This is a genomic window from Escherichia sp. 93.1518, from assembly GCF_013368915.2.
Lineage (GTDB): Bacteria > Pseudomonadota > Gammaproteobacteria > Enterobacterales > Enterobacteriaceae > Escherichia > Escherichia ruysiae.
Genome location: NZ_JABWMT020000006.1, coordinates 119,281 through 142,436 on the forward strand (window position 1 = coordinate 119,281; position 23,156 = coordinate 142,436).

Here is a 23,156-nt window from a genome sequence, read left to right on the forward strand (position 1 = left end):
AAAAATAAAAATGGAGAAAAGGAATGAGTGAATCATTACATCTGACCCGCAATGGATCAATTCTGGAAATTACCCTTGATCGTCCAAAAGCAAATGCTATTGATGCAAAAACCAGCTTTGAGATGGGCGAAGTATTTCTTAATTTCCGTGACGATCCGCAATTGCGCGTCGCTATTATTACCGGAGCCGGAGAGAAATTCTTCTCTGCTGGCTGGGATTTAAAAGCGGCAGCAGAAGGCGAAGCGCCGGATGCTGATTTCGGGCCAGGCGGATTTGCTGGGTTAACCGAAATTTTCAATCTCGATAAACCGGTTATCGCAGCCGTGAACGGCTACGCCTTTGGCGGCGGCTTTGAACTGGCGCTGGCGGCAGATTTTATTGTTTGTGCCGATAACGCCAGCTTCGCCCTGCCGGAAGCCAAACTGGGTATTGTCCCGGACAGCGGCGGCGTGCTGCGTCTGCCGAAGATCCTGCCGCCTGCCATCGTCAATGAAATGGTAATGACTGGCAGAAGAATGGGCGCAGAAGAGGCGCAGCGTTGGGGGGTAGTCAACCGCGTGGTTAGCCAGGCGGAACTGATGGATAACGCCCGCGAACTGGCGCAGCAACTGGTTGACAGCGCCCCGCTGGCGATTGCGGCGCTGAAAGAGATCTACCGCACCACCAGCGAAATGCCAGTAGAAGAGGCATATCGCTATATTCGCAGCGGCGTGTTGAAACACTATCCATCAGTTCTGCATTCGGAAGATGCCATTGAAGGGCCGCTGGCGTTTGCCGAGAAGCGCGATCCGGTGTGGAAAGGGCGTTAACAACCGTGAGCTATTACGCCTTTGAGGGATTAATTCCGGTGGTTCACCCGACGGCGTTTGTCCATCCCAGTGCAGTACTGATTGGCGATGTGATTGTGGGAGCCGGTGTCTACATCGGCCCCCTCGCCTCGCTGCGCGGTGATTACGGACGACTGATTGTGCAAGCGGGAGCCAATATTCAGGATGGCTGCATCATGCACGGCTACAGCGATACTGACACCATTGTCGGGGAAAACGGTCATATCGGTCATGGCGCTATCCTGCATGGCTGTGTGATCGGTCGTGATGCATTGGTCGGGATGAACAGCGTGATCATGGATGGTGCGGTCATTGGCGATGAGAGCATTGTTGCCGCCATGAGCTTTGTCAAAGCAGGTTTTTGCGGCGAGAAACGCCAGTTGTTGATGGGCACGCCAGCCCGTGCGGTGCGCAGCGTCAGCGATGACGAGTTGCACTGGAAGCAATTGAACACTAAAGAGTATCAGGATCTTGTCGGGCGTTGCCATGCAGCGTTACATGAAACGCAACCGTTGAGGCAAATGGAGGAAAATCGTCCCCGTTTGCAGGGGACGACGGATGTGACGCCAAAACGGTAACATCGTCGGATGCGGCGTAAACGCCTTATCCGACCTGGCTGGAGAGCAACCGTAGGCCGGATAAGATGCGCCAGCATCGCATCCGGCAACCAGGCCGCGCGGTATCAACGAAATTAAATTAACGACGCATACTCTTCGACAACATCATCTGCCACTTCTGCTCTCGGTTAAGTTCCGTGAGCGGAACGGCAGGAATACGTGGCGTCTTTCTTACGCCGACTAATTTTTCCCGACTGTTATTACGCAGGCGCGCGTAAATTTGCTCATCGATATCGATCACTTTAACCAGTCGCTGACACTGACATCCCCGCCCTTCCAGCTTATTAGGGATCATCTTAACTTCGCAGCTTATTTCTGCGACTTCCGACAGAATATAAGTCAGGGTATTAATCGCCTTGCTGTGTTCAATATCGAAATGAATAGAGATCTCTCTTGCTATCACCCAACGATTTTCAGCCATCATCCATTCGGCGATTAACAAATAGAGTGGTTTTTCAACATATCCTTCACACATACGAACTCCAGTTTCACAAATTAAAAGTCTGGCTATGACTCGTTTTGAAGCAATCAAACAAGGCCATATTAAAATTGTGGATATATCGATAGTATGCAACTTCCCTGTCAATAAGTGTGAGCTAAATCCTGCTTACATCATCAAAAATAGAGTTTCCAGGAAAGATTGTCCTTACTGGTAAAAAAAAACGGTTCTCATCAGAGAACCGTATTAGTTATTCGATCAAATTGGCGGATAAAAAATATCTGCCATGACACGCTATTATTTGATCTGCGCGTGCATTTCCTGTACCGAAATAACTTTTTCGGTCGCATCGGCATTCAGTGCCATCGCAGTAGCAAAACCGCCGTTCAGGGTGGTGTCGTAATGCACTTTATATTGCAGCGCGCTGCGACGAATCACGCGGGAGTCTTCAATCGCGCGGCGACCTGACGTGGTGTTGATGATGTAGGTATATTCGCCATTCTTGATACGATCCTGAATGTGCGGACGACCTTCATGCACCTTGTTCACCAGACGCGGATTAATACCCGCTTCACCCAGCACAATCGCCGTGCCGTGGGTCGCATCCAGCTCGAAGCCCTGTTTCAGCAGTTTTGCCGCCAGATCAACCACGCGTTCTTTGTCGCCTTCACGCACGGAGAGCAGCGCACGGCCCTGTTTCTTCATGGTGGAGTTACTGCCCAGTTGCGCTTTAGCAAACGCTTCAGCGAAGGTACGACCAACGCCCATCACTTCCCCGGTAGAGCGCATTTCTGGCCCTAACAGCGGGTCAACGCCGGGGAATTTGTTGAACGGCAACACCACTTCTTTTACCGAGTAGTACGGCGGAATAACCTCTTTGGTTACGCCCTGCTCAGCCAGCGATTTCCCTGCCATGACGCGCGCCGCCACTTTCGCCAGCGGAACACCGGTGGCTTTGGAGACGAACGGAACGGTACGCGCCGCACGCGGGTTAACTTCAATCAGGTAAACTTCGTTGTTTTTCACTGCAAACTGCACGTTCATCAGACCGCGCACCTGCAATTCGAAGGCCAGTTTCTGCACCTGCTGGCGCATTACATCCTGAATTTCCTGACTTAAGGTGTACGCCGGCAGCGAACATGCGGAGTCGCCGGAGTGCACGCCCGCCTGCTCGATGTGCTCCATGATGCCGCCAATCAGCACCATTTCGCCGTCGCAGATGGCGTCAACATCCACTTCTACCGCGTCGTCGAGGAAGTGATCCAGCAGCACCGGCGCATCGTTAGAGACACTCACCGCCGTCTGGAAGTAACGGCGCAGGTCGGCTTCATCGTAGACGATTTCCATCGCCCGACCGCCGAGAACGTAAGATGGGCGCACCACCAGCGGGTAGCCAATCTCTTTCGCCTTCTCAACCGCCATTTCAATAGCCGTAACGGTGGCGTTAGCCGGTTGTTTCAGTTTCAGACGGTCAACCGCGTGCTGGAAGCGTTCACGGTCTTCCGCGCGGTCGATGGCATCCGGGCTGGTGCCGATAACCGGCACGCCAGCGGCTTCCAGTGCGCGCGCCAGTTTCAGCGGGGTCTGACCGCCATACTGAACGATAACGCCTTTCGGCTTCTCAATACGCACGATTTCCAGCACATCTTCCAGGGTTACCGGCTCGAAGTAGAGGCGGTCGGAAGTGTCGTAGTCGGTGGAGACGGTTTCCGGGTTACAGTTAACCATAATGGTTTCGTAACCGTCTTCGCGCAGCGCCAGCGAGGCGTGTACGCAGCAGTAGTCGAATTCGATACCCTGGCCGATACGGTTCGGGCCGCCGCCGAGCACCATGATTTTTTCACGGTCAGTAGACGGATTCGCTTCGCACTCTTCTTCATAAGTGGAGTACATGTAAGCGGTGTCGGTGGCGAACTCTGCCGCACAGGTATCCACACGTTTGTAGACCGGATGCAGGTCATACTGGTCGCGCAGCTTACGGATTTCCGCTTCGCGCACACCCGCCAGTTTTGCCAGACGCGCATCGGCAAAGCCTTTGCGTTTCAACTGGCGCAGGAAGTCAGCGTTCAGGCCAGTGATGCCCACTTCCGCCACTTTCTCTTCCAGACGCACCAGCTCTTCGATTTGCACCAGGAACCAGCGGTCAATGTTGGTCAGGTTGAAAACGCCGTCTACAGACAGACCCGCGCGGAAAGCATCGGCGATGTACCAGATACGCTCAGCGCCTGCATCTTTCAGTTCGCGACGGATTTTGGTCAGGGCTTCCGGGTCGTCGAGGCTCACTTTCGGGTCGAAGCCAGTCGCGCCCACTTCCAGGCCGCGCAGGGCTTTTTGCAAAGACTCCTGCTGCGTGCGACCAATCGCCATCACTTCGCCAACCGATTTCATCTGAGTGGTCAGACGGTCGTTAGCGCCAGCGAATTTCTCGAAGTTAAAGCGAGGAATTTTGGTGACCACGTAGTCGATGGACGGTTCGAAGGAGGCCGGTGTACGCCCGCCGGTGATGTCGTTCATCAGTTCGTCGAGGGTGTAACCCACCGCCAGCTTCGCCGCCACTTTGGCAATCGGGAAGCCGGTGGCTTTCGATGCCAGCGCCGAAGAACGCGACACACGCGGGTTCATTTCGATAACAATCAGGCGACCGTTTTTCGGGTTAACCGCAAACTGAACGTTGGAACCGCCAGTTTCAACGCCAATTTCACGCAGTACCGCCATCGAGGCGTTACGCATGATTTGATATTCTTTGTCGGTCAGCGTCTGGGCTGGCGCCACGGTAATGGAGTCACCGGTGTGGATGCCCATCGCATCGAAGTTTTCGATAGAGCAGACGATGATGCAGTTGTCGTTTTTATCACGCACCACTTCCATCTCGTACTCTTTCCAGCCGATCAGCGACTCATCAATCAGCAGCTCTTTGGTCGGGGAGAGATCCAGACCACGGGCGCAAATCTCTTCAAACTCTTCGCGGTTATAGGCGATACCGCCACCGCTGCCGCCCATAGTAAAGCTAGGTCGAATGATGCACGGGAAGCCAACTTCAGCGGCAACCGCCAGCGCCTCTTCCATAGTATGTGCGATACCAGAACGCGCGGTTTCGAGGCCGATTTTCTTCATCGCCACGTCGAAACGGCGGCGGTCTTCTGCTTTATCAATCGCGTCGGCGGTAGCACCAATCATGGTCACACCGAACTCTTCCAGCACGCCCTGACGCTCAAGCTCCAGCGCGCAGTTCAGCGCCGTCTGACCGCCCATCGTTGGCAGCACCGCGTCCGGGCGCTCTTTTTCAATAATCTTGCGTACCACTTCCCAGTGAATCGGCTCGATGTAGGTCGCATCAGCCATTTCCGGGTCGGTCATGATGGTCGCCGGGTTGGAGTTCACCAGAATGACGCGATAACCCTCTTCACGCAGGGCTTTACATGCTTGCGCGCCAGAGTAATCAAACTCACACGCCTGACCGATAACAATCGGGCCCGCACCCAGAATCAGGATACTTTTTATATCTGTACGTTTTGGCATGGCTCTTTTACTCCTGATTACTTAGCGGTTTTACGGTACTGCTCAATTAACTCGATAAAGTGGTCGAACAACGGCGCTGCGTCGTGCGGCCCAGGACTGGCTTCAGGGTGTCCCTGGAAGCTGAACGCCGGTTTATCGGTGCGATGAATCCCTTGTAACGTACCGTCGAACAGGGATTTATGCGTGACACGCAGGTTTGCAGGTAATGTTGCTTCATCCACCGCAAAACCGTGGTTCTGGGCGGTGATCATCACCACGTTTTTCTCCACATCTTTAACCGGATGGTTGCCGCCGTGGTGACCAAATTTCATTTTGATGGTCTTCGCTCCGCTCGCCAGCGCCAGCAGCTGATGACCGAGGCAGATGCCGAATACCGGAATATCTGTTTCGAGGAATTTCTGGATGGCGGTAATGGCGTAATCGCACGGGGCCGGGTCGCCAGGACCGTTGGAGAGGAAGATGCCGTCTGGATTCATTTTCAGCACATCTTCCGCAGAAGTTTGCGCCGGAACGATGGTCAGGCGGCAGCCTCTGTCCACCAGCATCCGCAGGATGTTGCGCTTGGCACCAAAATCGTAAGCCACGACGTGGAACGGCAGCTCGTCTTCTTTTTTCGCTTCTGGCAGGCCGCCGATCAGCGTCCAGCTCCCTTGTGTCCAGCTATAGGCTTCTGCGGTAGTCACTTCTTTTGCCAGATCCATACCATTGAGGCCTGGGAACGCGCGGGCTTTTTCTAACGCCAGCGCCGCATCCGGGTTGTCGCCCGCGATGATGCAGCCGTTCTGTGCGCCTTTCTCGCGCAGTAAACGCGTCAGCTTACGGGTATCGATATCGGCAATCGCTACGATGTTATGGCGCTTCAGGTAAGAAGAGAGGTCTTCGGTATTACGGAAGTTGCTGGCAATCAGCGGCAGGTCACGAATCACCAGACCTTGAGCATGTACCTGAGAAGATTCTTCATCGGCGTCATTAGTGCCGACATTGCCAATATGGGGATAAGTAAGAGTAACGATTTGACGAGAATAGGAAGGATCAGTGAGGATTTCTTGATAACCGGTCATTGAAGTATTGAAAACGACTTCCCCAACCGCCGAACCTGTTGCCCCTATGGCCCGACCGTGAAACTGGGTTCCGTCTTCCAGAACCAATAGCGCTGACTTAATCAAAACACCCTCCAGAGAATATTCACTCACTTTATTTGCATATTAATTCACAATGATGCGATGAATCAATGCAAATCTGCTTACCGACGAATTTCTGGCAAACGGCGGCATTCTGGAGATATGAGAGCTAAAAGTCAACTCAACAGCGGGATTTATTATATAATTTTATGCCTCATGCCTGTTTTACGGGCACTAACCGACAAAAACACCATCTAACAAGGTCTGGAAAACGCTTGCGCAGCGAGAAGAATATGTAAATGCAAAAACCGGAGAAGAAAAGTAGACCAGATGGTCAAAATTTACATTAAAACAACAATCATCAGCCACAAAACACTTACTTTCTCACTCATTAGTAAAAAACCATCACCAAACAACAAAAATAACAGGCCTTAAAAATAAAGACCTGTAAAATCATAAGATTAAATAAGTTATTTTTTCGTCATCGACAGTATTTTATAACTATAAACTGTTGAGATTAAGCACATCTCGCATATCAAAAAGACCACTTTTCTTGCTATTAAGCCACAAAGCCGATCTTACCGCACCGTTGGCAAAAGTCATACGGCTGGAAGCCTTATGGGTAATCTCCAGACGCTCACCAATATCGGCAAACATCGCAGTATGCTCGCCCACAATGTCTCCGGCGCGGACGGTGGCAAAACCTATCGTTCCGGGAACGCGTTCACCGGTATGCCCTTCGCGGCTGTAAACGGCACAATCTTTCAGATCTTTATCCAACGCATGGGCAATCGCTTCCCCCATCGCCAGCGCGGTGCCTGACGGCGCATCGACTTTATGTCGATGATGTGCCTCGATAATTTCGATATCAGTGTAGTCACCCATTACCTGAGTCGCTTTCTCCAGCAACTTAAGCATGACGTTGACACCGACGCTAAAGTTGGCGGCAAAGACAATCGCAATATCTTCGGCGGCATTACGAATCGCCTGTTTGCCTGCTTCGTCAAAACCCGTAGTGCCGATCACCATTCCTTTGCCGTGTTGGCGACAAAAGGCCAGATGATTCAGCGTGCCTTCCGGACGAGTAAAATCGATAAATACATCAAAATCATCTTTTACAGCATCAAGGCTGCTTTGTACGATAACGCCGGTTTTCCCGGCACCGGCCAGTTCGCCAGCATCGCTGCCCAGTAAAGAAGATCCTTCGCGTTCCAGCGCCGCGCCAAGCTGCACGCCCTCTAATGCCAACGCCGCCTGAATCAACTGGCGGCCCATTCGCCCCCCGGCTCCCGCGATGGCAACGCGGATGTTTGCATCATGCATAGCTATTCTCTTTTGTTAATTTGTATAGACCGTTTTCAGAGTAACCAGCGCATCGCTACGCCGCCAGCCAAAAACGCTGATAATTAGAAATTAATGATAAACAGGGAGGGATATCAGTGAAAGGCATGAGTCAGTGAATGACTACATGCCGATAACATGTGACAGGTTACGGCGCCAGCGCCAGCACCTCCGCCACCCACTGCTGGAAACCTTTCACATCCAGATCCAGCGCAACCTGAACATTTGCCGGTTTATCCAGCCGACCGTCAATATCGACGACTGTCGTACCCGCAGTAAATTCACCCTGCGTTTCTACCGCCACAAAACACGGCTTGAGAGTGAACAAGTCCGGGCGCACCAGCCACGCGATGGCACAGAGATCGTGCATTCGCAAGCCACTTTGCATACTGCCGCTGCGGTAGTGGCTAAACAGTGCATGAAGCATTTTTCCGGTGCGATTCAATTCCGGCAGTGTGGTGAGGTATTCGGGAGTTAGCATCGCCTGATTGGTAACGTCCAGGCCACACATCACAATCTCCAGCCCGCTCTGGAAGACCTGGGCTGCCGCTTCGGGATCAATAGCAATATTAAACTCGGCATTTGGCGTGAAATTGCCACGACCGGCAGAACCGCCCATGATCACCAGACGACGAATATGTGGTTTGCATTCCGGGCACTGTGAAAGCAATAGCGCGATATTCGTCAACGGGCCGATCGCCACCAACGTAATCGGTTCTGGCGCGCACATTAGCGCATCACGAATCGCCAGAAACGCCGGTTTCTCCAGTGGTTTCCGATTGTGCTCAACGAAGTCATAACCTTCCATGCCGGATTCGCCATGAACATAAGACGCATCACGCGGTGCGCGAACTAGCGGTGTTGCCGCCCCCTGGGCGAGTGGGATATCCGCATTCCAGAAATGCAGCAATTGCAGCGCATTTCGGGTAGTTTTATGCACCGAGACATTGCCTCCGACAGTCGTCATCAGTTGGAGATCGAGTTGTGGGGCAAAGATCGCGGCAGCAATCGCTGCGGCATCGTCGATACCTGGATCGGTATCCAAAAAAATCGGCAAGCGCATGTTTTCTCCATAAAAAATGCCGGTAACGAGACCGGCATTTTCGCATAACTTAGGCTGCTAATGACTTAATCAACTTCACGAATATCGACACGCAGCTCTTTCGGTACTTCGAAAACAATGTTTTCTTCACGGCCTTCCAGCGGTATGGCTTCGCCACCGCCCAGCTGCTGTAAACGTGCGACTACGTTCTGTACCAGAATATCCGGAGCTGATGCGCCAGCGGTCACACCGACGCATTTCGCTTCTTTTACCCACTCTTCCTGGATATCTGCCGCATCGTCAATTAAAAACGCGCGTTTGCCCATACGCTGTGCCAGTTCCGCCAGACGGTTGGAGTTAGAGGAGTTTTTCGAACCGACCACCAACACAACTTCCGCCTGCTCTGCCAGGGCGCGTACCGCTTCCTGACGGTTGGTAGTGGCGTAGCAGATATCATCTTTGCGCGGCCCGACAATTTTCGGGAAGCGTTTACGCAGCGCGTCGATAACATCAGAAGTGTCATCTACCGACAGTGTAGTCTGGGTCATAAAAGAGAGCTTCTCTTCGTTTTTGACCGTCAGTTTCCACACATCGTCTGGCGATTCGACCAGATACATTCCCCCTTCCGGGTTGCTGTACTGACCCATTGTCCCTTCCACTTCCGGGTGCCCGGCGTGACCGATGAGAATAGATTCTTCGCCACGACGGCTGGCGCGGGCGACTTCCATATGCACTTTGGTCACCAACGGACAGGTGGCATCAAACACCGTCAAATCGCGGCTTTTTGCTTCGTTACGTACCGCCTGAGAAACACCGTGTGCGGAGAAAATCAGGATCGCGCCGTCCGGTACTTCGCTAATCTGCTCAATAAAGATAGCCCCACGCTCACGCAAGCTATCGACCACATAGCGGTTATGTACCACTTCGTGACGGACATATATCGGTGCGCCGTAAATGGCCAGCGCGTTTTCAACAATGCTGATAGCGCGGTCTACCCCGGCACAAAAACCACGCGGGTTGGCCAACAGGATCTGCATGTTACGCCTCCAGTGCCGGATCGATTTCCAGCACTTCAATATCAAAATGAACGGTCTGCCCGGCCAGCGGATGGTTGAAATCAACGGTAATGGAGTCGCCGTTAATTTCGCGGATCACACCAGGCATCTCACTGCCATCCATTGCGGTAAAAAGCATAATTGCGCCAATTTCTGGCTCGCCTGCATCCATAAACTCGCGGCGGGAGAAGTACTGAATCAGATCCGGTGACGGCACGCCAAACGCCGCATCTGGCTCCAGCGAGAAGGTGGTTTTATCGCCCACTTTCAGCCCCAGCAGATGTTGCTCCAGCCCTTCGGAAAGAGAAGCATCACCCAGGCGGAACAGCGCCGGTTTACCGTTGTTGCGGGTAGACTCGGCGGTGGTGCCATCGTCGAGTTTTAGCGTGAAGTGCACCAGGACGGCGCTATTGCTCTGTACAGATTCAGACATGCAGGTTTGCTCTTGTATTTGAGGATTTTTGCCGGATGCGGCCTACGATTTCGCAGCAATCGGTAGGCTGCATCCGGCAGGTTTTATTATTGTTTTTTCGCTTTCGAAGGCAAAAAACCTTCCAGCACAATCAATGCCGCACCGACACAGATTGCAGTATCGGCGAGATTGAAGGTGGCGAAATGCCAGTCGCCGACGTAGAAGTCGATCATATCGACCACAAAGCCGTGCCACAGACGGTCGAACAGGTTGCCCAGTGCGCCGCCAATAATCAGCGCGTAAGCGATATTGTTTAGCTTTTGCGTAGCCTTCGAGCGATACATCATCACCGTCAGGATCACACTAATACCAATCGCAATACCGGCAAAGAACCAACGCTGCCAGCCGCCGCTATCGGCAAGGAAACTAAACGCTGCGCCATAGTTACGCGCATAATGCAGATTAAGCGACGGGAACAGCGGAACCGTATCCCCCAGAGCAAAGTTCTGGAGGATCAGGTATTTGCTGCCCAGATCGATAATCAGCACGACCACTACCAGCCACAGCCAGCGTAGCCCTGTTGAACAGATCGATTGACTCATCAGGCAAACTTACGTTTTTCACCGTCACCGGCGACGTTGCTGACACAGCGGCCGCAGATTTCTGCGTGTTCCGCCACCTTGCCGACATCCTGGGTGTAGTGCCAGCAGCGTGGGCACTTATCACCTTCGGCTTTACTCAACGCGACTTTCAGCCCTTTGAGTACTTCGCTCTGCTGCGCATCAGCAGGTGCGTCGTTATAGTCTGCAACGGCAGCGCCAGAGGTCAACAGGACAAATCGTAATTCATCGCCCAGCGCGGTCAGTTTCGCCGCCAGTTCGGGTTCCGCGTACAGGGTCACTGCCGCTTCCAGAGAACCGCCGACTTTCTTATCCGCACGAGCCTGCTCGATGACTTTGTTCACTTCGCCACGCACTTTCAGCAGCTCGTCCCAGAACGCATCGTTCATCGCTTCGCTGTCTGCCAGACCAAACAGGCCTTCGTACCACTCACCGGTGAAGACGTATTTTTCACGTTCGCCCGGCAGGTAGCCCCACACTTCATCAGCGGTGAAGGAGAGGATCGGCGCCATCCAGCGAACCAGCGCTTCTGCGATGTGATACAGCGCAGTCTGGCAGCTACGACGCGCCACGCTGTCTGCTTTCGCGGTGTACTGACGGTCTTTGATGATGTCGAGGTAGAAAGAGCCCATCTCAACGGAGCAGAAGCGCATCAGGCGTTGTACCACTTCGTGGAAATCGTATGCTTCGTACGCCTTGATGATGTCTTCCTGAGCCGCTTTCGCACAACCCACGGCCCATCTGTCCAGTACCACCATCTCTTCCGGTTTCACCATATCTTTTGCCGGATCGAAACCATTGAGGTTTGCCAGCAGGAAGCGCGCGGTGTTACGGATACGACGATAGCTGTCAGCAGCACGTTTCAGGATCTCGTCAGAAACGGCCATTTCACCGGTGTAGTCGGTTGATGCCACCCACAGACGCAGAATATCCGCGCCCAGTTTGTTCATCACATCCTGCGGCGAAACGGTGTTGCCGATGGATTTAGACATCTTGCGACCCTGACCATCCACGGTAAAGCCGTGGGTCAGTACCTGACGATACGGCGCTTTGCCCTTCATCGCGGTGGAGATCATCAGGGAAGACATGAACCAGCCACGGTGCTGGTCTGAACCTTCCAGATACATATCCGCTGCGTGACCGGCAAATTCCGGACGCACGTCAACAACGGAAGAGTGGGTAGATCCGGAGTCAAACCACACGTCCAGCGTATCCGGCACTTTCACGTACTGGTCAGCTTCGTCGCCGAGGATTTCTTTCGCATCGAGATCCCACCACGCCTGGATGCCGTCAACTTCAACGCGTTTAGCGACTTCTTCCATCAGTTCGAGGGTACGCGGATGCAGCTCTTCAGTGTCTTTGTGCACGAACAGCGACATCGGTACGCCCCAGGTACGCTGACGAGAGATACACCAGTCAGGACGGTTAGCAACCATCGACTCGATACGCGCCTGGCCCCAGTCCGGGATCCACTGCACGCCTTTGATCTCTTTCAGTGACTGCGCACGCAGACCTTTCTGATCCATGCTGACGAACCACTGCGGGGTTGCGCGGAAGATGATCGGCGTTTTGTGACGCCAGCAGCACGGATAGCTGTGCTGCATTTTCTCAACGTGCAGCAGCGCGCCTTTTTCCTGTAGCAGCGCAACGACGATATCGTTCGCTTTAAAGACGTTCACACCATCCAGAGTCGGGTAAGTACCCGGCAGATAAGTGCCGTCCGGGCCAACCGGGTTAGCGGTTTCCAGGCCATATTTCTGCCCAATCACATAGTCGTCCGGGCCGTGACCAGGCGCGGTGTGAACAGCCCCCGTACCGGCATCCAGCGTAACGTGATCGCCGAGGATTGCCGGAACGTCGAAGCCCATAAACGGATGGATAAAGCGCAGCAGTTCCAGCTCCGCACCTTTTACCGTGCCGAGAATGGTGTAATCGGTCACGCCGATACGCTGCATTACGCTTTCAACCAGATCTTTCGCCAGAATCACGGCCTGACCGTCGATCTGCACCAGCGCATAGTCGAAATCAGGTGCAATGGAGATTGCGCGGTTTGCAGGCAGAGTCCACGGCGTAGTAGTCCAGATAACCAGCGAGATTGAGCCGTTAACGTTGCTGACGGCAAATTTCGCTTTCAGCGCATCTTGATCGACTGCCTGGAAAGCAACGTCGATGGACGGAGAGGTTTTGTCGTAATACTCAACTTCCGCTTCAGCCAGCGCAGAACGGCAGTCAACGCACCAGTGTACCGGCTTCGCACCTTTGTGCAGGTGACCGTTGCCGATGATTTTGCCCAGCGCGCGGATGATATTGGCTTCAGTTTTGAAGTCCATGGTCAGGTACGGGTGCGACCAGTCGCCCAGCACGCCCAGACGGATAAAGTCTTTGCGCTGACCGTCAACCTGGGTCGCAGCGTATTCGCGGCACTTGGAGCGGAACTCGGCGGCGGTGAATTTCTCACCCGGCTTACCGTATTCTTGCTCTACTTTCAGCTCGATTGGCAGACCGTGGCAGTCCCAGCCAGGCACATATGGCGAGTCATAACCGGAAAGCCCTTTGGACTTGATGATTATGTCTTTCAGAATCTTGTTAACCGAGTGACCAATATGAATGCTGCCATTCGCATATGGAGGGCCATCATGCAGAATGAAGGTTTTTTTGCCTTTTTTAGCCGCACGAATGATGCCGTACAGATCATCATCAGTCCAACGCGCCAGCATTCCCGGTTCGCGCTTGGCGAGATCGCCACGCATCGGGAACCCTGTTTCCGGCAAATTCAGGGTTGATTTATAGTCACTCATCAGATTCTCGGTTCCGTATTTCGGTTTGATTACATAACAGGCTTAAGCCGGTTTTGTTAGCCCAAAAAATTCGCGGGCGGTTAATTCATCACGCGCAATCTGCGCCTTCAGTTCGTCCAGCGACGCAAATCGCTGCTCACTGCGTATTTTTTTACGCAGCACTACTTGTATATGGCGACCGTACAGGTCCATTGCAACATCTAACAAATGCACTTCCAGCTGCTGGCGGATACCTGCAACCGTTGGGCGCGTGCCGATGTTTGCAACGCCGGGTAACGGCTTTTCACCGAGGCCCAGCACTTCCACCGCATAAACCCCTTTCACCGGGGAGACCTGACGGCGTAGCGGTACATTTGCCGTCGGGAAACCAATGGTGCGCCCTAACTCATCACCGTGGACAACGCGCCCGGAGATGGCAAACGGGTGCCCCAATAAACTTTCCGCCAGAGCAAGGTTGTCATCTGCCAATGCCTGACGCACAGCGGTACTGCTGATACGCACGCCGCCTTCGCAAAAAGTTTGCGTACTGGTGATGTCGAAGCCGTATTCCGCGCCAGCTTTCTGTAATAACAAGAAATCACCTTCACGACCAGCGCCAAAGCGGAAATCATCACCAACAGCCAGAAATTTTACCCGCAAATGCTTTACCAGTAGATCGCTGATAAAGTTTTGCGCCGTCAGCGCCGCAAAACGCCTGTCGAAACGCACGCACAGCACATACTCCACGCCGCACTCTGCGAGGTAATGCAGTTTTTCCCGCAGTCGGGTCAGGCGTGCTGGGGCTTTATCGGTAGCAAACAGTTCCAGCGGTTGAGGCTCAAAAAGCATCACCATCACAGGTAAGTTGCGCTTGCGCCCTTCTTCCTGCAACCCCTGTAACAGCGCGCGATGACCGCGATGCACGCCGTCGAAATTACCAATAGTCAGCACACACCCTTCTTGCGGGGCCTGGCTGAGATTATGTATGCCGCGTATCAGCTTCATGTCTGGCTCAAAACAGTGAAAATCGTCCGAGTATACCTTGTACAGCGGTCAAGGTTAACCGGCGATTGAGTACTGAAATCAGAAAGAAGTGGCTTTTCATTGCCATGGCGCAAATCACGGTAAGAAACTAACGACCTGCTGCAATTTTATCGCGGAAAAGCTGTATTCACACCACGCAAGCTGGTAGAATCCTGCGCCATCACTACGTAACGAGCGCCGCCATATTAACGGCGCTTATTTGCACAAATCCATTGACAAAAGAAGGCTAAAAGGGCATATTCCTCGGCCTTTGAATTGTCCATATAGAACACATTTGGGAGTTGGACCTTGGCTAATATCAAATCAGCTAAGAAGCGCGCCATTCAGTCTGAAAAGGCTCGTAAGCACAACGCAAGCCGTCGCTCTATGATGCGTACTTTCATCAAGAAAGTATACGCAGCTATCGAAGCTGGCGACAAAGCTGCTGCACTGAAAGCATTTAACGAAATGCAACCGATCGTGGACCGTCAGGCTGCTAAAGGTCTGATCCACAAAAACAAAGCTGCACGTCATAAGGCTAACCTGACTGCGCAGATCAACAAACTGGCTTAATCGCCTTTTGTTGTCAGCTTTGTAAAAAAACCCGCGTAAGCGGGTTTTTTTATGTCTCCAGCAGGCCAAAACTGCAGCCTGCAAAGTACGAATGGTTATTTCGCGGCTGGCGTAAACAGCGCAGAGTAATCAGCATTGCAAATACGCTGTACCGCAGGGTGTTGAATCATCCTTTCGGCAAAAATCGCATGGTATTCTTCCATGACGTTCTCAACTCGCCCTATCTCCACAACCGAATTATCATTATAAAAATCATTGGCATACAGCGAAGGCGCAACGAAAATAGCGTTATGCGTCGCCCCAAAGGCTTTCATCAACGCCGCATCATCAAACTCCCCCAGAATTTCCACGTTTAAGCCCTGAGAGTTAAACCAGTTTAATAGCTTGCGTCCCAACATTGAGCGACGCCCCGGAATAAGTAAACGACGCTCTTCCAGACAGGCAGGAAACGGCTTTTCCGGCAGCGGGTTAGTGCACCAGAAACTGACGCCACACTCGCCAATTTTCATGGAAAACAGCCCTTCTTGTTGGGTGGAGTCGATCGGACAGTCAGAGATGATCATATCCAGCTTATGCTGACTCAACTGCTCTAACAGCATCTCGTGCGTCGATTCGAAACAGCGTAGATGGATCTGCTCGTCTTCTACGACTGCGGCATCCAGAACACTGCTGACCAGGCGTTTGGAAAGGGCATCTGCCACACCAACATCAAACAATAAGTTGGACTCTTTGCGATAGTTGACGATATCCAGCATTTCCTGGCTTAGCGTGAACATTTTATCGGCATAACGATAGACCAGTTCCCCCAGTTCACTGGGTTCCAGACCGCGTCCTTTACGCTTAAATAATTTCCCTTGCAGGCGCTCTTCCAGCGCCCGGATCTGTCCGGTAATGGTTTGTGGTGTTAAATAAAGCGCCTCCGCTGCGCCAACCACAGAGCCTTCTTTGTAGACATGCCAGAAGTAATACAAGTGGTTGTAATTGATATGAGACATGCTCATTTCTCTCCCTGATAAGAATGAAAAGGGAGCCATTTATGGCTCCCCGGAACATCGTCCAGTCAAACTGATGGACGTAAGCGAATGCGTAACCAGCTATATCCAATTACCGCCGAAGAGATTGAGCCGACCAGAATGCCCAATTTCGCCCAGTTAATCAGTTCTGGATCTACGCTACCAAAGGCCAGGCTGGCGATAAAGATAGACATAGTAAAACCGATACCACACAGGATACCAACCGCCATAATTTGCTGATAAGTGGTTCCCTCCGGCAAATGCGCCAGTTTCAAACGCAGCGCCAGCCAGCAGAACAAACTAATCCCCAACGGCTTGCCAATCAGCAAACCGGCGATGATCCCTAATGGCAGGATGGAGGTCAGGCCATCCAGCGTCACGCCTTGCAGAGAAACGCCGGCATTGGCAAAAGCAAACAGCGGCAAAATCAGATAAGCCACCCACGGATGCAATACATGCTCCAGGCGCTTCGCCGGAGAACGTCCATGCTTCTCTTTCAATGGAATAAAGAAACCGACAATGACGCCTGCCAGCGTTGCGTGGACGCCTGATTTCAACACTGCAGTCCACAACACCACGCCGACCAGAATATAAACTCCCGTGCGGCGAACACCACAAATGTTCAGCACCGCGAGCACCGCAATTGCTACAGCTGCAACGCCAAGAGAGGCCATCGACAAGTCATTAGTGTAAAACAAGGCGATGATAATGATGGCTCCAAGATCGTCGATAATAGCCAGCGCCATCAAAAAGATCTTCAGTGCTAACGGTACACGACTTCCCAATAACGCCAGGACACCGAGGGCAAAGGCAATATCAGTCGCCGCCGGGATTGCCCACCCTTCACGAGTGATAGGATCGGCGTAGTTAAAGGCCAAATAGAGCAATGCCGGGACAATCATCCCGCCGATTGCGGCAATAACCGGAAACGCAGCCTGGCGTAAACTGGCCAGCGATCCTTGCATCAGCTCGCGTTTAACTTCCAGACCAACTAACAGGAAAAATATCGCCATTAGCGCGTCATTTATCCATAACAGCATGTTTTTATTGATTTCAAGAGAACCTACCCGCAGCTGAACCGGCGTCTCAAGAAAGTCGTGATACCATCCACTGGTTGCACCGCTGTTGGCCATAATCATCGCCAGAACAGCGGCAATGATGAGAATAATGCCTCCCGAGGCATCACTGCTAAAGAATCGATGCAGATGTTTCACTTTTTATTTCTCTTTCAGGTGAATAGATCGTTTTTACTATTTTACTCTGCACGAATCATCGTTAAAATCAGATTATAGTGTAGGAATAATTCGCTTTTAACGATCTATAAAGAAGATTGCGTCACCAGCAGAGGGAGTGTTTTTGGCGCCCGAAAGCGGTGGCTGATGACCTCAAGCCCTGATAATCATAGCTTAATGTCAAGATTTCTGAGGGGTTTATTCGGAATAAGTAATAATTAATTTGCAATAAACCGGAGCTGTTTGTTAAGGCGATATTTCAAATATCTCCAATTTATCGTCAATAATCGCAATAAAAAGCTAAATCAACGTTAAATAATTGAATCCTTTAAAAATTACGCCATAAAAATGCGAGGCGTCTTCAGGATTAGAATCGATAAAACAGAATGGATTAAAGAGAGCAGTATAATAGCGGCGGGTGCTTGAGGCTGCCTGTCTCAGGCATTAGCTGGATGGCAGATAGAGAAAAGCCCCGAGTGATATTTTACCATCAACCCGAGGCCCCCTATATGCAGACCCATGTAGAGTGCCTCTTACTGACCGTAAGGTCAAGGAGAAGAGAGCAATGAAGCAGCATAAGGCGATGATAGTCGCCCTGATCGTCATCTGTATCACCGCCGTAGTGGCGGCGCTGGTAACGAGAAAAGACCTCTGTGAGGTTCACATCCGAACTGGCCAGACGGAGGTTGCTGTTTTCACGGCTTACGAATCCGAGTAAGAGCAACGGCGGGGAGCGATCCCCGCCACTTTACAAGTGCCCGCATATCTTCAACGCACCCTATTTTTTACCCTGGCCTGCCCACGGGCAGGCCTTTGGGGAAATTAGCGAGTCAGGTCGTCAAAAAACTTCTTCACGCCATCAAAGAAACTCTTCGAGCGTGGGCTGTTGTGCTCGCCGGTTGGGCCACCGAAGCTTTCTTGCAACTCTTGCAGCAGCTGTTTCTGCTTCTCGTTCAGACCTACCGGTGTTTCGACGACAACGCGGCACAGCAAATCGCCCTGTGCACCGCCGCGAACAGACTTGACGCCTTTACCGCGCATACGGAACAACTTACCGGTCTGGGTTTCGCCAGGCACTTTCAGTTTTACGCGACCATCAAGGGTCGGCACTTCGATTTCACCGCCCAACGCTGCCATTGCGAAGTTGATCGGTACTTCGCAATACAGGTTGTTGCCTTCACGCTCGAAAATCGGGTGCTGTTTAACCTGAACCTGAACGTACAGATCGCCTGCCGGTGCGCCATGTTCGCCTGCTTCACCTTCGCCCGCAAGACGGATGCGGTCTCCAGTATCCACCCCTGCCGGGATTTTAACGGACAGCGTTTTGCTACGCTCAACACGGCCATGACCATGGCATTTGTTGCACGGATCTTTGATAAGCGTACCGCGCCCCTGACAGTGCGGACAGGTCTGCTGTACAGCGAAGAAGCCCTGGCGCATCTGCACCTGACCAGAACCATGACAGGTCGGACAGGTCTGCGGCTGCGTGCCTGGTTTTGCACCGCTACCGTGGCAAACGTCACACTCTTCCAGAGTCGGAATGCGGATCTCTTTGGTCACGCCACGTACAGCTTCTTCGAGGGTGAGCTCCATGTTATAGCGTAAATCAGCACCACGCGCCGCACGTTGACGACCACGTCCGCCGCCAAAAATATCGCCGAAAACGTCACCAAAAATATCGCTGAAGTCTGCGCCGCCGCCAAAACCGCCGCCGCCCATGCCGCCTTGCTCAAACGCCGCATGACCGTACTGATCATATGCCGCGCGTTTTTGCGAGTCGGTCAGAACTTCATAAGCTTCCTTGATCTCTTTAAATTTCGCCTCGGCCTCTTTGTCACCCTGGTTACGGTCCGGGTGATATTTCATGGCCAGGCGTTTATAGGCCTTTTTGATTTCACGCTCTTCCGCTGTTTTGGAAACGCCTAAAATCTCGTAATAATCTTGCTTAGCCATTTTTTTTGATTTGCCCCTAGATGAATGCACGGGCGGAGAGGAAAATCCCCTTCGCCCGTGTCAGTATAATTACCCGTTTATAGGGCGATTATTTTTTGTCTTTGACTTCTTCAAACTCGGCGTCGACAACATCGTCATCTTTCGCGTTGTTTGCAGAAGCATCAGCACCGGCAGTCTGCTGCTGTGCATGTTGCTGCTGGGCGATTTCCATCAGTTTCTGGGAAACCTGTGCCAGTTCCTGCATTTTCGCTTCGATAGCGGCTTTGTCTTCACCTTTCAGAGCAGTTTCCAGTGCAGTCAGCGCAGACTCGATAGCAGTTTTGTCGTCAGCCGGCAGTTTGTCGCCAGCTTCTTCAACCTGCTTACGGGTGCTGTGCAGCAGATGGTCGCCCTGGTTGCGAGTCTGTACCAGCTCTTCAAACTTACGGTCTGCTTCGGCGTTAGCTTCCGCGTCGCGTACCATTTTCTGGATTTCATCTTCGTTCAGACCAGAAGAAGCCTTGATGGTGATCTTCTGCTCTTTACCGCTGTTTTTGTCTTTTGCGGAAACGTGCAGGATACCGTCAGCATCGATATCGAAGGTAACTTCGATCTGCGGCATACCGCGCGGAGCCGGGTTGATACCATCCAGGTTGAACTGACCCAGAGATTTGTTATCAGCCGCACGTTTACGTTCACCCTGCAGCACGTGGATGGTTACCGCAGACTGGTTGTCTTCAGCGGTAGAGAACACCTGGCTGTGCTTGGTCGGGATAGTGGTGTTTTTCGCGATCAGCGTCGTCATCACACCACCCATGGTTTCGATACCCAGAGACAGCGGGGTAACGTCCAGCAGCAGTACGTCTTTCACGTCGCCAGTCAGTACACCACCCTGAACGGCAGCACCGATTGCCACAGCTTCGTCCGGGTTAACGTCTTTACGCGGCTCTTTACCAAAGAACTCAGCAACTTTCTTCTGAACCATTGGCATACGAGTCTGACCACCAACGAGGATAACATCGTCGATATCAGATACGGACAGGCCAGCGTCCTGCAGAGCAACTTTCAGCGGCTCAATGGAACGGTTCACCAGGTCTTCGACCAGGCTTTCCAGTTTTGCACGAGTCACTTTGATGTTCATGTGTTTCGGACCGGTCGCGTCTGCGGTGATATACGGCAGGTTAACGTCGGTCTGCTGAGCGGAAGACAGTTCGATTTTCGCTTTTTCTGCCGCTTCTTTCAGGCGCTGCATTGCCAGCGGATCGTTGCGCAGGTCAATGCCCTGATCTTTCTTGAATTCTTCAACCAGGTAGTTGATCAGACGGCTGTCGAAGTCTTCACCACCCAGGTGGGTATCACCGTTGGTTGCCAGAACTTCGAAGGTTTTTTCGCCATCAACTTCGTCGATTTCGATAATGGAAATATCGAAAGTACCACCACCCAGGTCATAAACCGCGATAGTGCGGTTGCCAGTACCTTTGTCCAGACCGTAAGCCAGTGCAGCAGCGGTCGGTTCGTTGATGATACGTTTTACTTCCAGACCAGCGATACGGCCTGCGTCTTTAGTTGCCTGACGCTGAGCATCGTTAAAGTATGCCGGTACAGTGATAACTGCTTCAGTTACCGGTTCGCCCAAGTAATCTTCTGCAGTTTTCTTCATTTTTTTCAGCACTTCAGCAGAAATCTGCGGCGGTGCCATTTTCTGGCCTTTAACTTCGACCCATGCGTCGCCGTTATCAGCAGCAATAATTTTGAATGGCATGATGGAAACATCACGCTGTACTTCTTCGTCCTGGAAGCGGCGGCCAATCAGGCGTTTAATCGCAAACAGGGTGTTTTGCGGGTTCGTCACTGCCTGACGTTTAGCCGGCTGACCAACCAGAGTTTCACCATCCTGGGTATAGGCAATGATAGAAGGCGTGGTGCGATCGCCTTCGGCGTTCTCCAGCACACGAGGAGTGGTGCCATCCATAATCGCTACACAAGAGTTGGTAGTACCCAGGTCGATACCAATTATTTTACCCATCTAAACGTCTCCACTATATATTCGGTCATCATGTGGTTGTGAGTCTGTAATAGGGGCGAAACGTCTGGTTTCAACTGCCCAATTTCATTTTTTTGCAGACTCACTCACTGCGGTTGACTACTAAATGGGGTCGTAACCCACGTCATCAAGGGGGAGATGCAAAAATTTTTTGTGCTTTTGCGCAGAAATTTCACGATATGCCGGAAGAACTGAAAAAAAAGGGAACAATAACATTCACGTAAATAATGAATTTTACACAAGTTATTCACTAGAAAATTGTAATAAAAAGAAAAGATTACGTACCTGAATCTTCTTTTAATCAGCAGTAAACTAATGGCTATTCTTCCCCCGACTACTCCCCGCTAAGAGAATCTTAATGAAATCCATTTTTATGATTTCCGCCAGCCTCGTGCTCGGCCTGATGCTGTGCTGCACCGCGCAGGCCAACGACCATAAAATCCTCGGCGTCATTGCCATGCCGCGTAACGAGACCAACGATCTGACGTTGAAACTCCCCGTTTGCCGCATTGTAAAACGCATACAACTCACTGCCGATCATGGCGATTTACAGTTAAGCGCCGCGTCGGTTTATTTCAAAGCAGCCCGTAGCGCCAGCCAAAGCCTGAACATTCCGGCTGAAATCAAAGAAGGGCAAACCACCGGCTGGATCAACATTAACAGCGATAACTACAACAAACGCTGCGTGTCAAAAATCACCTTTTCCGGTCATACGGTGAACTCATCGGATATGGCCACGCTGAAAATTATCGGCGACGACTAACCTTTTAATACAGAAGCCACAATGACATGAACGTCAACTATCTACATGATTCAGACTTAGATTTTCTACAGCATTGCAGCGAAGAACAGCTGGCAAACTTTACCCGCTTACTCACTCATAATGAAAAAGGCAAAACCCGCCTGTCCAGCGTATTAATGCGCAACGAACTGTTTAAATCGATGGAAGGGCATCCCGAGCAGCATCGCCGCAACTGGCAGCTAATTGCTGGGGAATTACAACATTTTGGCGGCGATAGCATCGCTAACAAACTGCGCGGACACGGCAAACGGTATCGCGCTATTTTACTCGATGTCTCCAAACGGCTGAAACTTAAAGCCGATAAAGAGATGTCTACCTTTGCAATTGAGCAACAGTTACTCGAACATTTTCTGCGCAATACCTGGAAAAAAATGGACGAGACGCATAAAAAAGAGTTTTTGCAGGCCGTCAACGCAAAGGTTAACGAACTGGAAGAGCTGCTGCCGTTATTGATGAAAGACAAACAACTGGCCAAAGGCGTGTCGCATCTGCTTTCCAGCCAACTTACCCGCATTTTGCGTACCCATGCTGCGATGAGCGTGCTTGGGCATGGTCTGCTACGCGGCGCGGGTCTGGGAGGGCCGGTGGGTGCAGCATTAAATGGGGTTAAAGCCGTTAGCGGCACTGCCTTTCGGGTGACAATTCCAGCGGTGTTGCAAATCGCCTGTCTGCGGCGAATGGTTAGCGCCACTCAGCCCTGATACCTGACACAGGGGAAAATTTTCATTTTCCCCTCAAAAGATCATAGACACTGCCCCACTGGCTGA

The 23,156-nt window shown here is 52.0% G+C and carries 20 protein-coding genes and 1 pseudogene; 6 read left to right on the forward strand and 15 right to left on the reverse strand.

The features are described 5' to 3' along the window. Window positions 1-23 precede the first annotated feature (23 nt). Both caiD and caiE read left to right on the forward strand, forming a co-directional pair. Window positions 24-809, forward strand: coding sequence for a crotonobetainyl-CoA hydratase (caiD, locus tag HEN21_RS06465; protein WP_000004402.1), 786 nt, complete (start codon window positions 24-26; stop codon window positions 807-809). 5 nt (window positions 810-814) lie between these two features. After that, window positions 815-1,405 carry a carnitine operon protein CaiE gene (gene caiE / locus HEN21_RS06470; protein ID WP_000122891.1) on the forward strand — a complete coding sequence of 197 codons (591 nt, stop codon included), beginning with the start codon at window positions 815-817 and terminating at the stop codon, window positions 1,403-1,405. Window positions 1,406-1,523: 118 nt separating this feature from the next. Here the strand turns inward: caiE and caiF are convergent, their stop codons facing one another. From caiF to HEN21_RS06525, 11 genes and pseudogenes are all read right to left on the reverse strand, one after another. After that, the gene (gene caiF / locus HEN21_RS06475) at window positions 1,524-1,919 is read right to left on the reverse strand and encodes a carnitine metabolism transcriptional regulator CaiF (RefSeq protein ID WP_000333115.1); all 396 of its coding nucleotides are present in this window, start codon (window positions 1,917-1,919) and stop codon (window positions 1,524-1,526) included. Window positions 1,920-2,180: 261 nt separating this feature from the next. After that, complete coding sequence (carB, locus tag HEN21_RS06480) at window positions 2,181-5,402, reverse strand: carbamoyl-phosphate synthase large subunit (RefSeq protein ID WP_001126396.1); 3,222 nt, start codon at window positions 5,400-5,402, stop codon at window positions 2,181-2,183. Window positions 5,403-5,419: 17 nt separating this feature from the next. Beyond that, window positions 5,420-6,568 (reverse strand): glutamine-hydrolyzing carbamoyl-phosphate synthase small subunit, encoded by a 1,149-nt coding sequence (gene carA, locus HEN21_RS06485; RefSeq protein WP_176252548.1) that lies wholly within the window; start codon window positions 6,566-6,568, stop codon window positions 5,420-5,422. A 456-nt stretch (window positions 6,569-7,024) separates the two neighbouring features. After that, on the reverse strand, window positions 7,025-7,846 hold the full coding sequence (gene dapB / locus HEN21_RS06490; RefSeq protein WP_016159415.1) for a 4-hydroxy-tetrahydrodipicolinate reductase: 822 nt from the start codon (window positions 7,844-7,846) through the stop codon (window positions 7,025-7,027). A 166-nt stretch (window positions 7,847-8,012) separates the two neighbouring features. Further along, a complete protein-coding gene (gene rihC, locus HEN21_RS06495; RefSeq protein ID WP_001239106.1) occupies window positions 8,013-8,927 on the reverse strand; it encodes a ribonucleoside hydrolase RihC in 915 nt (304 codons plus the stop codon). 65 nt (window positions 8,928-8,992) lie between these two features. Beyond that, the gene (gene ispH, locus HEN21_RS06500; protein WP_001166391.1) at window positions 8,993-9,943 is read right to left on the reverse strand and encodes a 4-hydroxy-3-methylbut-2-enyl diphosphate reductase; all 951 of its coding nucleotides are present in this window, start codon (window positions 9,941-9,943) and stop codon (window positions 8,993-8,995) included. A 1-nt stretch (window position 9,944) separates the two neighbouring features. After that, window positions 9,945-10,394 carry an FKBP-type peptidyl-prolyl cis-trans isomerase gene (fkpB, locus tag HEN21_RS06505; RefSeq protein WP_000004655.1) on the reverse strand — a complete coding sequence of 150 codons (450 nt, stop codon included), beginning with the start codon at window positions 10,392-10,394 and terminating at the stop codon, window positions 9,945-9,947. A gap of 86 nt (window positions 10,395-10,480) precedes the next feature. Further along, a complete protein-coding gene (gene lspA / locus HEN21_RS06510; RefSeq protein ID WP_000083379.1) occupies window positions 10,481-10,975 on the reverse strand; it encodes a signal peptidase II in 495 nt (164 codons plus the stop codon). Next, window positions 10,975-13,791 carry an isoleucine--tRNA ligase gene (gene ileS / locus HEN21_RS06515; RefSeq protein ID WP_176252549.1) on the reverse strand — a complete coding sequence of 939 codons (2,817 nt, stop codon included), beginning with the start codon at window positions 13,789-13,791 and terminating at the stop codon, window positions 10,975-10,977. Before ileS ends, lspA begins: the two co-directional genes overlap by 1 nt. 42 nt (window positions 13,792-13,833) lie before the next feature. Beyond that, complete coding sequence (gene ribF / locus HEN21_RS06520) at window positions 13,834-14,775, reverse strand: bifunctional riboflavin kinase/FAD synthetase (RefSeq protein WP_176252550.1); 942 nt, start codon at window positions 14,773-14,775, stop codon at window positions 13,834-13,836. Window positions 14,776-14,782: 7 nt separating this feature from the next. Beyond that, window positions 14,783-15,000 (reverse strand): annotated as a pseudogene (locus HEN21_RS06525) (DUF2575 domain-containing protein). Between the two features lie 102 nt (window positions 15,001-15,102). On the opposite strand from HEN21_RS06525, the gene rpsT reads away from it, so the two are divergent. Beyond that, window positions 15,103-15,366 carry a 30S ribosomal protein S20 gene (gene rpsT / locus HEN21_RS06530; RefSeq protein WP_001274019.1) on the forward strand — a complete coding sequence of 88 codons (264 nt, stop codon included), beginning with the start codon at window positions 15,103-15,105 and terminating at the stop codon, window positions 15,364-15,366. Window positions 15,367-15,461: 95 nt separating this feature from the next. On the opposite strand, the gene nhaR is transcribed toward rpsT, so the two are convergent. Further along, window positions 15,462-16,367, reverse strand: coding sequence for a transcriptional activator NhaR (nhaR, locus tag HEN21_RS06535; protein WP_000062880.1), 906 nt, complete (start codon window positions 16,365-16,367; stop codon window positions 15,462-15,464). Between the two features lie 59 nt (window positions 16,368-16,426). Then, window positions 16,427-17,593: a Na+/H+ antiporter NhaA gene (gene nhaA / locus HEN21_RS06540; protein WP_000681376.1), complete on the reverse strand. Its 1,167-nt coding sequence runs from the start codon at window positions 17,591-17,593 to the stop codon at window positions 16,427-16,429. A gap of 583 nt (window positions 17,594-18,176) precedes the next feature. Between nhaA and mokC the strand changes: the two genes are divergently transcribed. Then, window positions 18,177-18,329 (forward strand): type I toxin-antitoxin system toxin MokC, encoded by a 153-nt coding sequence (mokC, locus tag HEN21_RS06545; protein WP_000809168.1) that lies wholly within the window; start codon window positions 18,177-18,179, stop codon window positions 18,327-18,329. 104 nt (window positions 18,330-18,433) lie between these two features. On the opposite strand, the gene dnaJ is transcribed toward mokC, so the two are convergent. Then, entirely contained in the window at window positions 18,434-19,564 is a 1,131-nt protein-coding gene (gene dnaJ / locus HEN21_RS06550) for a molecular chaperone DnaJ (protein WP_001118464.1), read from the reverse strand. Window positions 19,565-19,652: 88 nt separating this feature from the next. Beyond that, window positions 19,653-21,569, reverse strand: coding sequence for a molecular chaperone DnaK (gene dnaK / locus HEN21_RS06555; RefSeq protein WP_000516135.1), 1,917 nt, complete (start codon window positions 21,567-21,569; stop codon window positions 19,653-19,655). A 376-nt stretch (window positions 21,570-21,945) separates the two neighbouring features. Between dnaK and HEN21_RS06560 the strand changes: the two genes are divergently transcribed. Then, window positions 21,946-22,350 (forward strand): DUF2541 family protein, encoded by a 405-nt coding sequence (locus HEN21_RS06560; protein ID WP_176252551.1) that lies wholly within the window; start codon window positions 21,946-21,948, stop codon window positions 22,348-22,350. A gap of 26 nt (window positions 22,351-22,376) precedes the next feature. Further along, window positions 22,377-23,090 (forward strand): acidic protein MsyB, encoded by a 714-nt coding sequence (gene msyB / locus HEN21_RS06565; protein WP_016159422.1) that lies wholly within the window; start codon window positions 22,377-22,379, stop codon window positions 23,088-23,090. Window positions 23,091-23,156 lie beyond the last annotated feature (66 nt).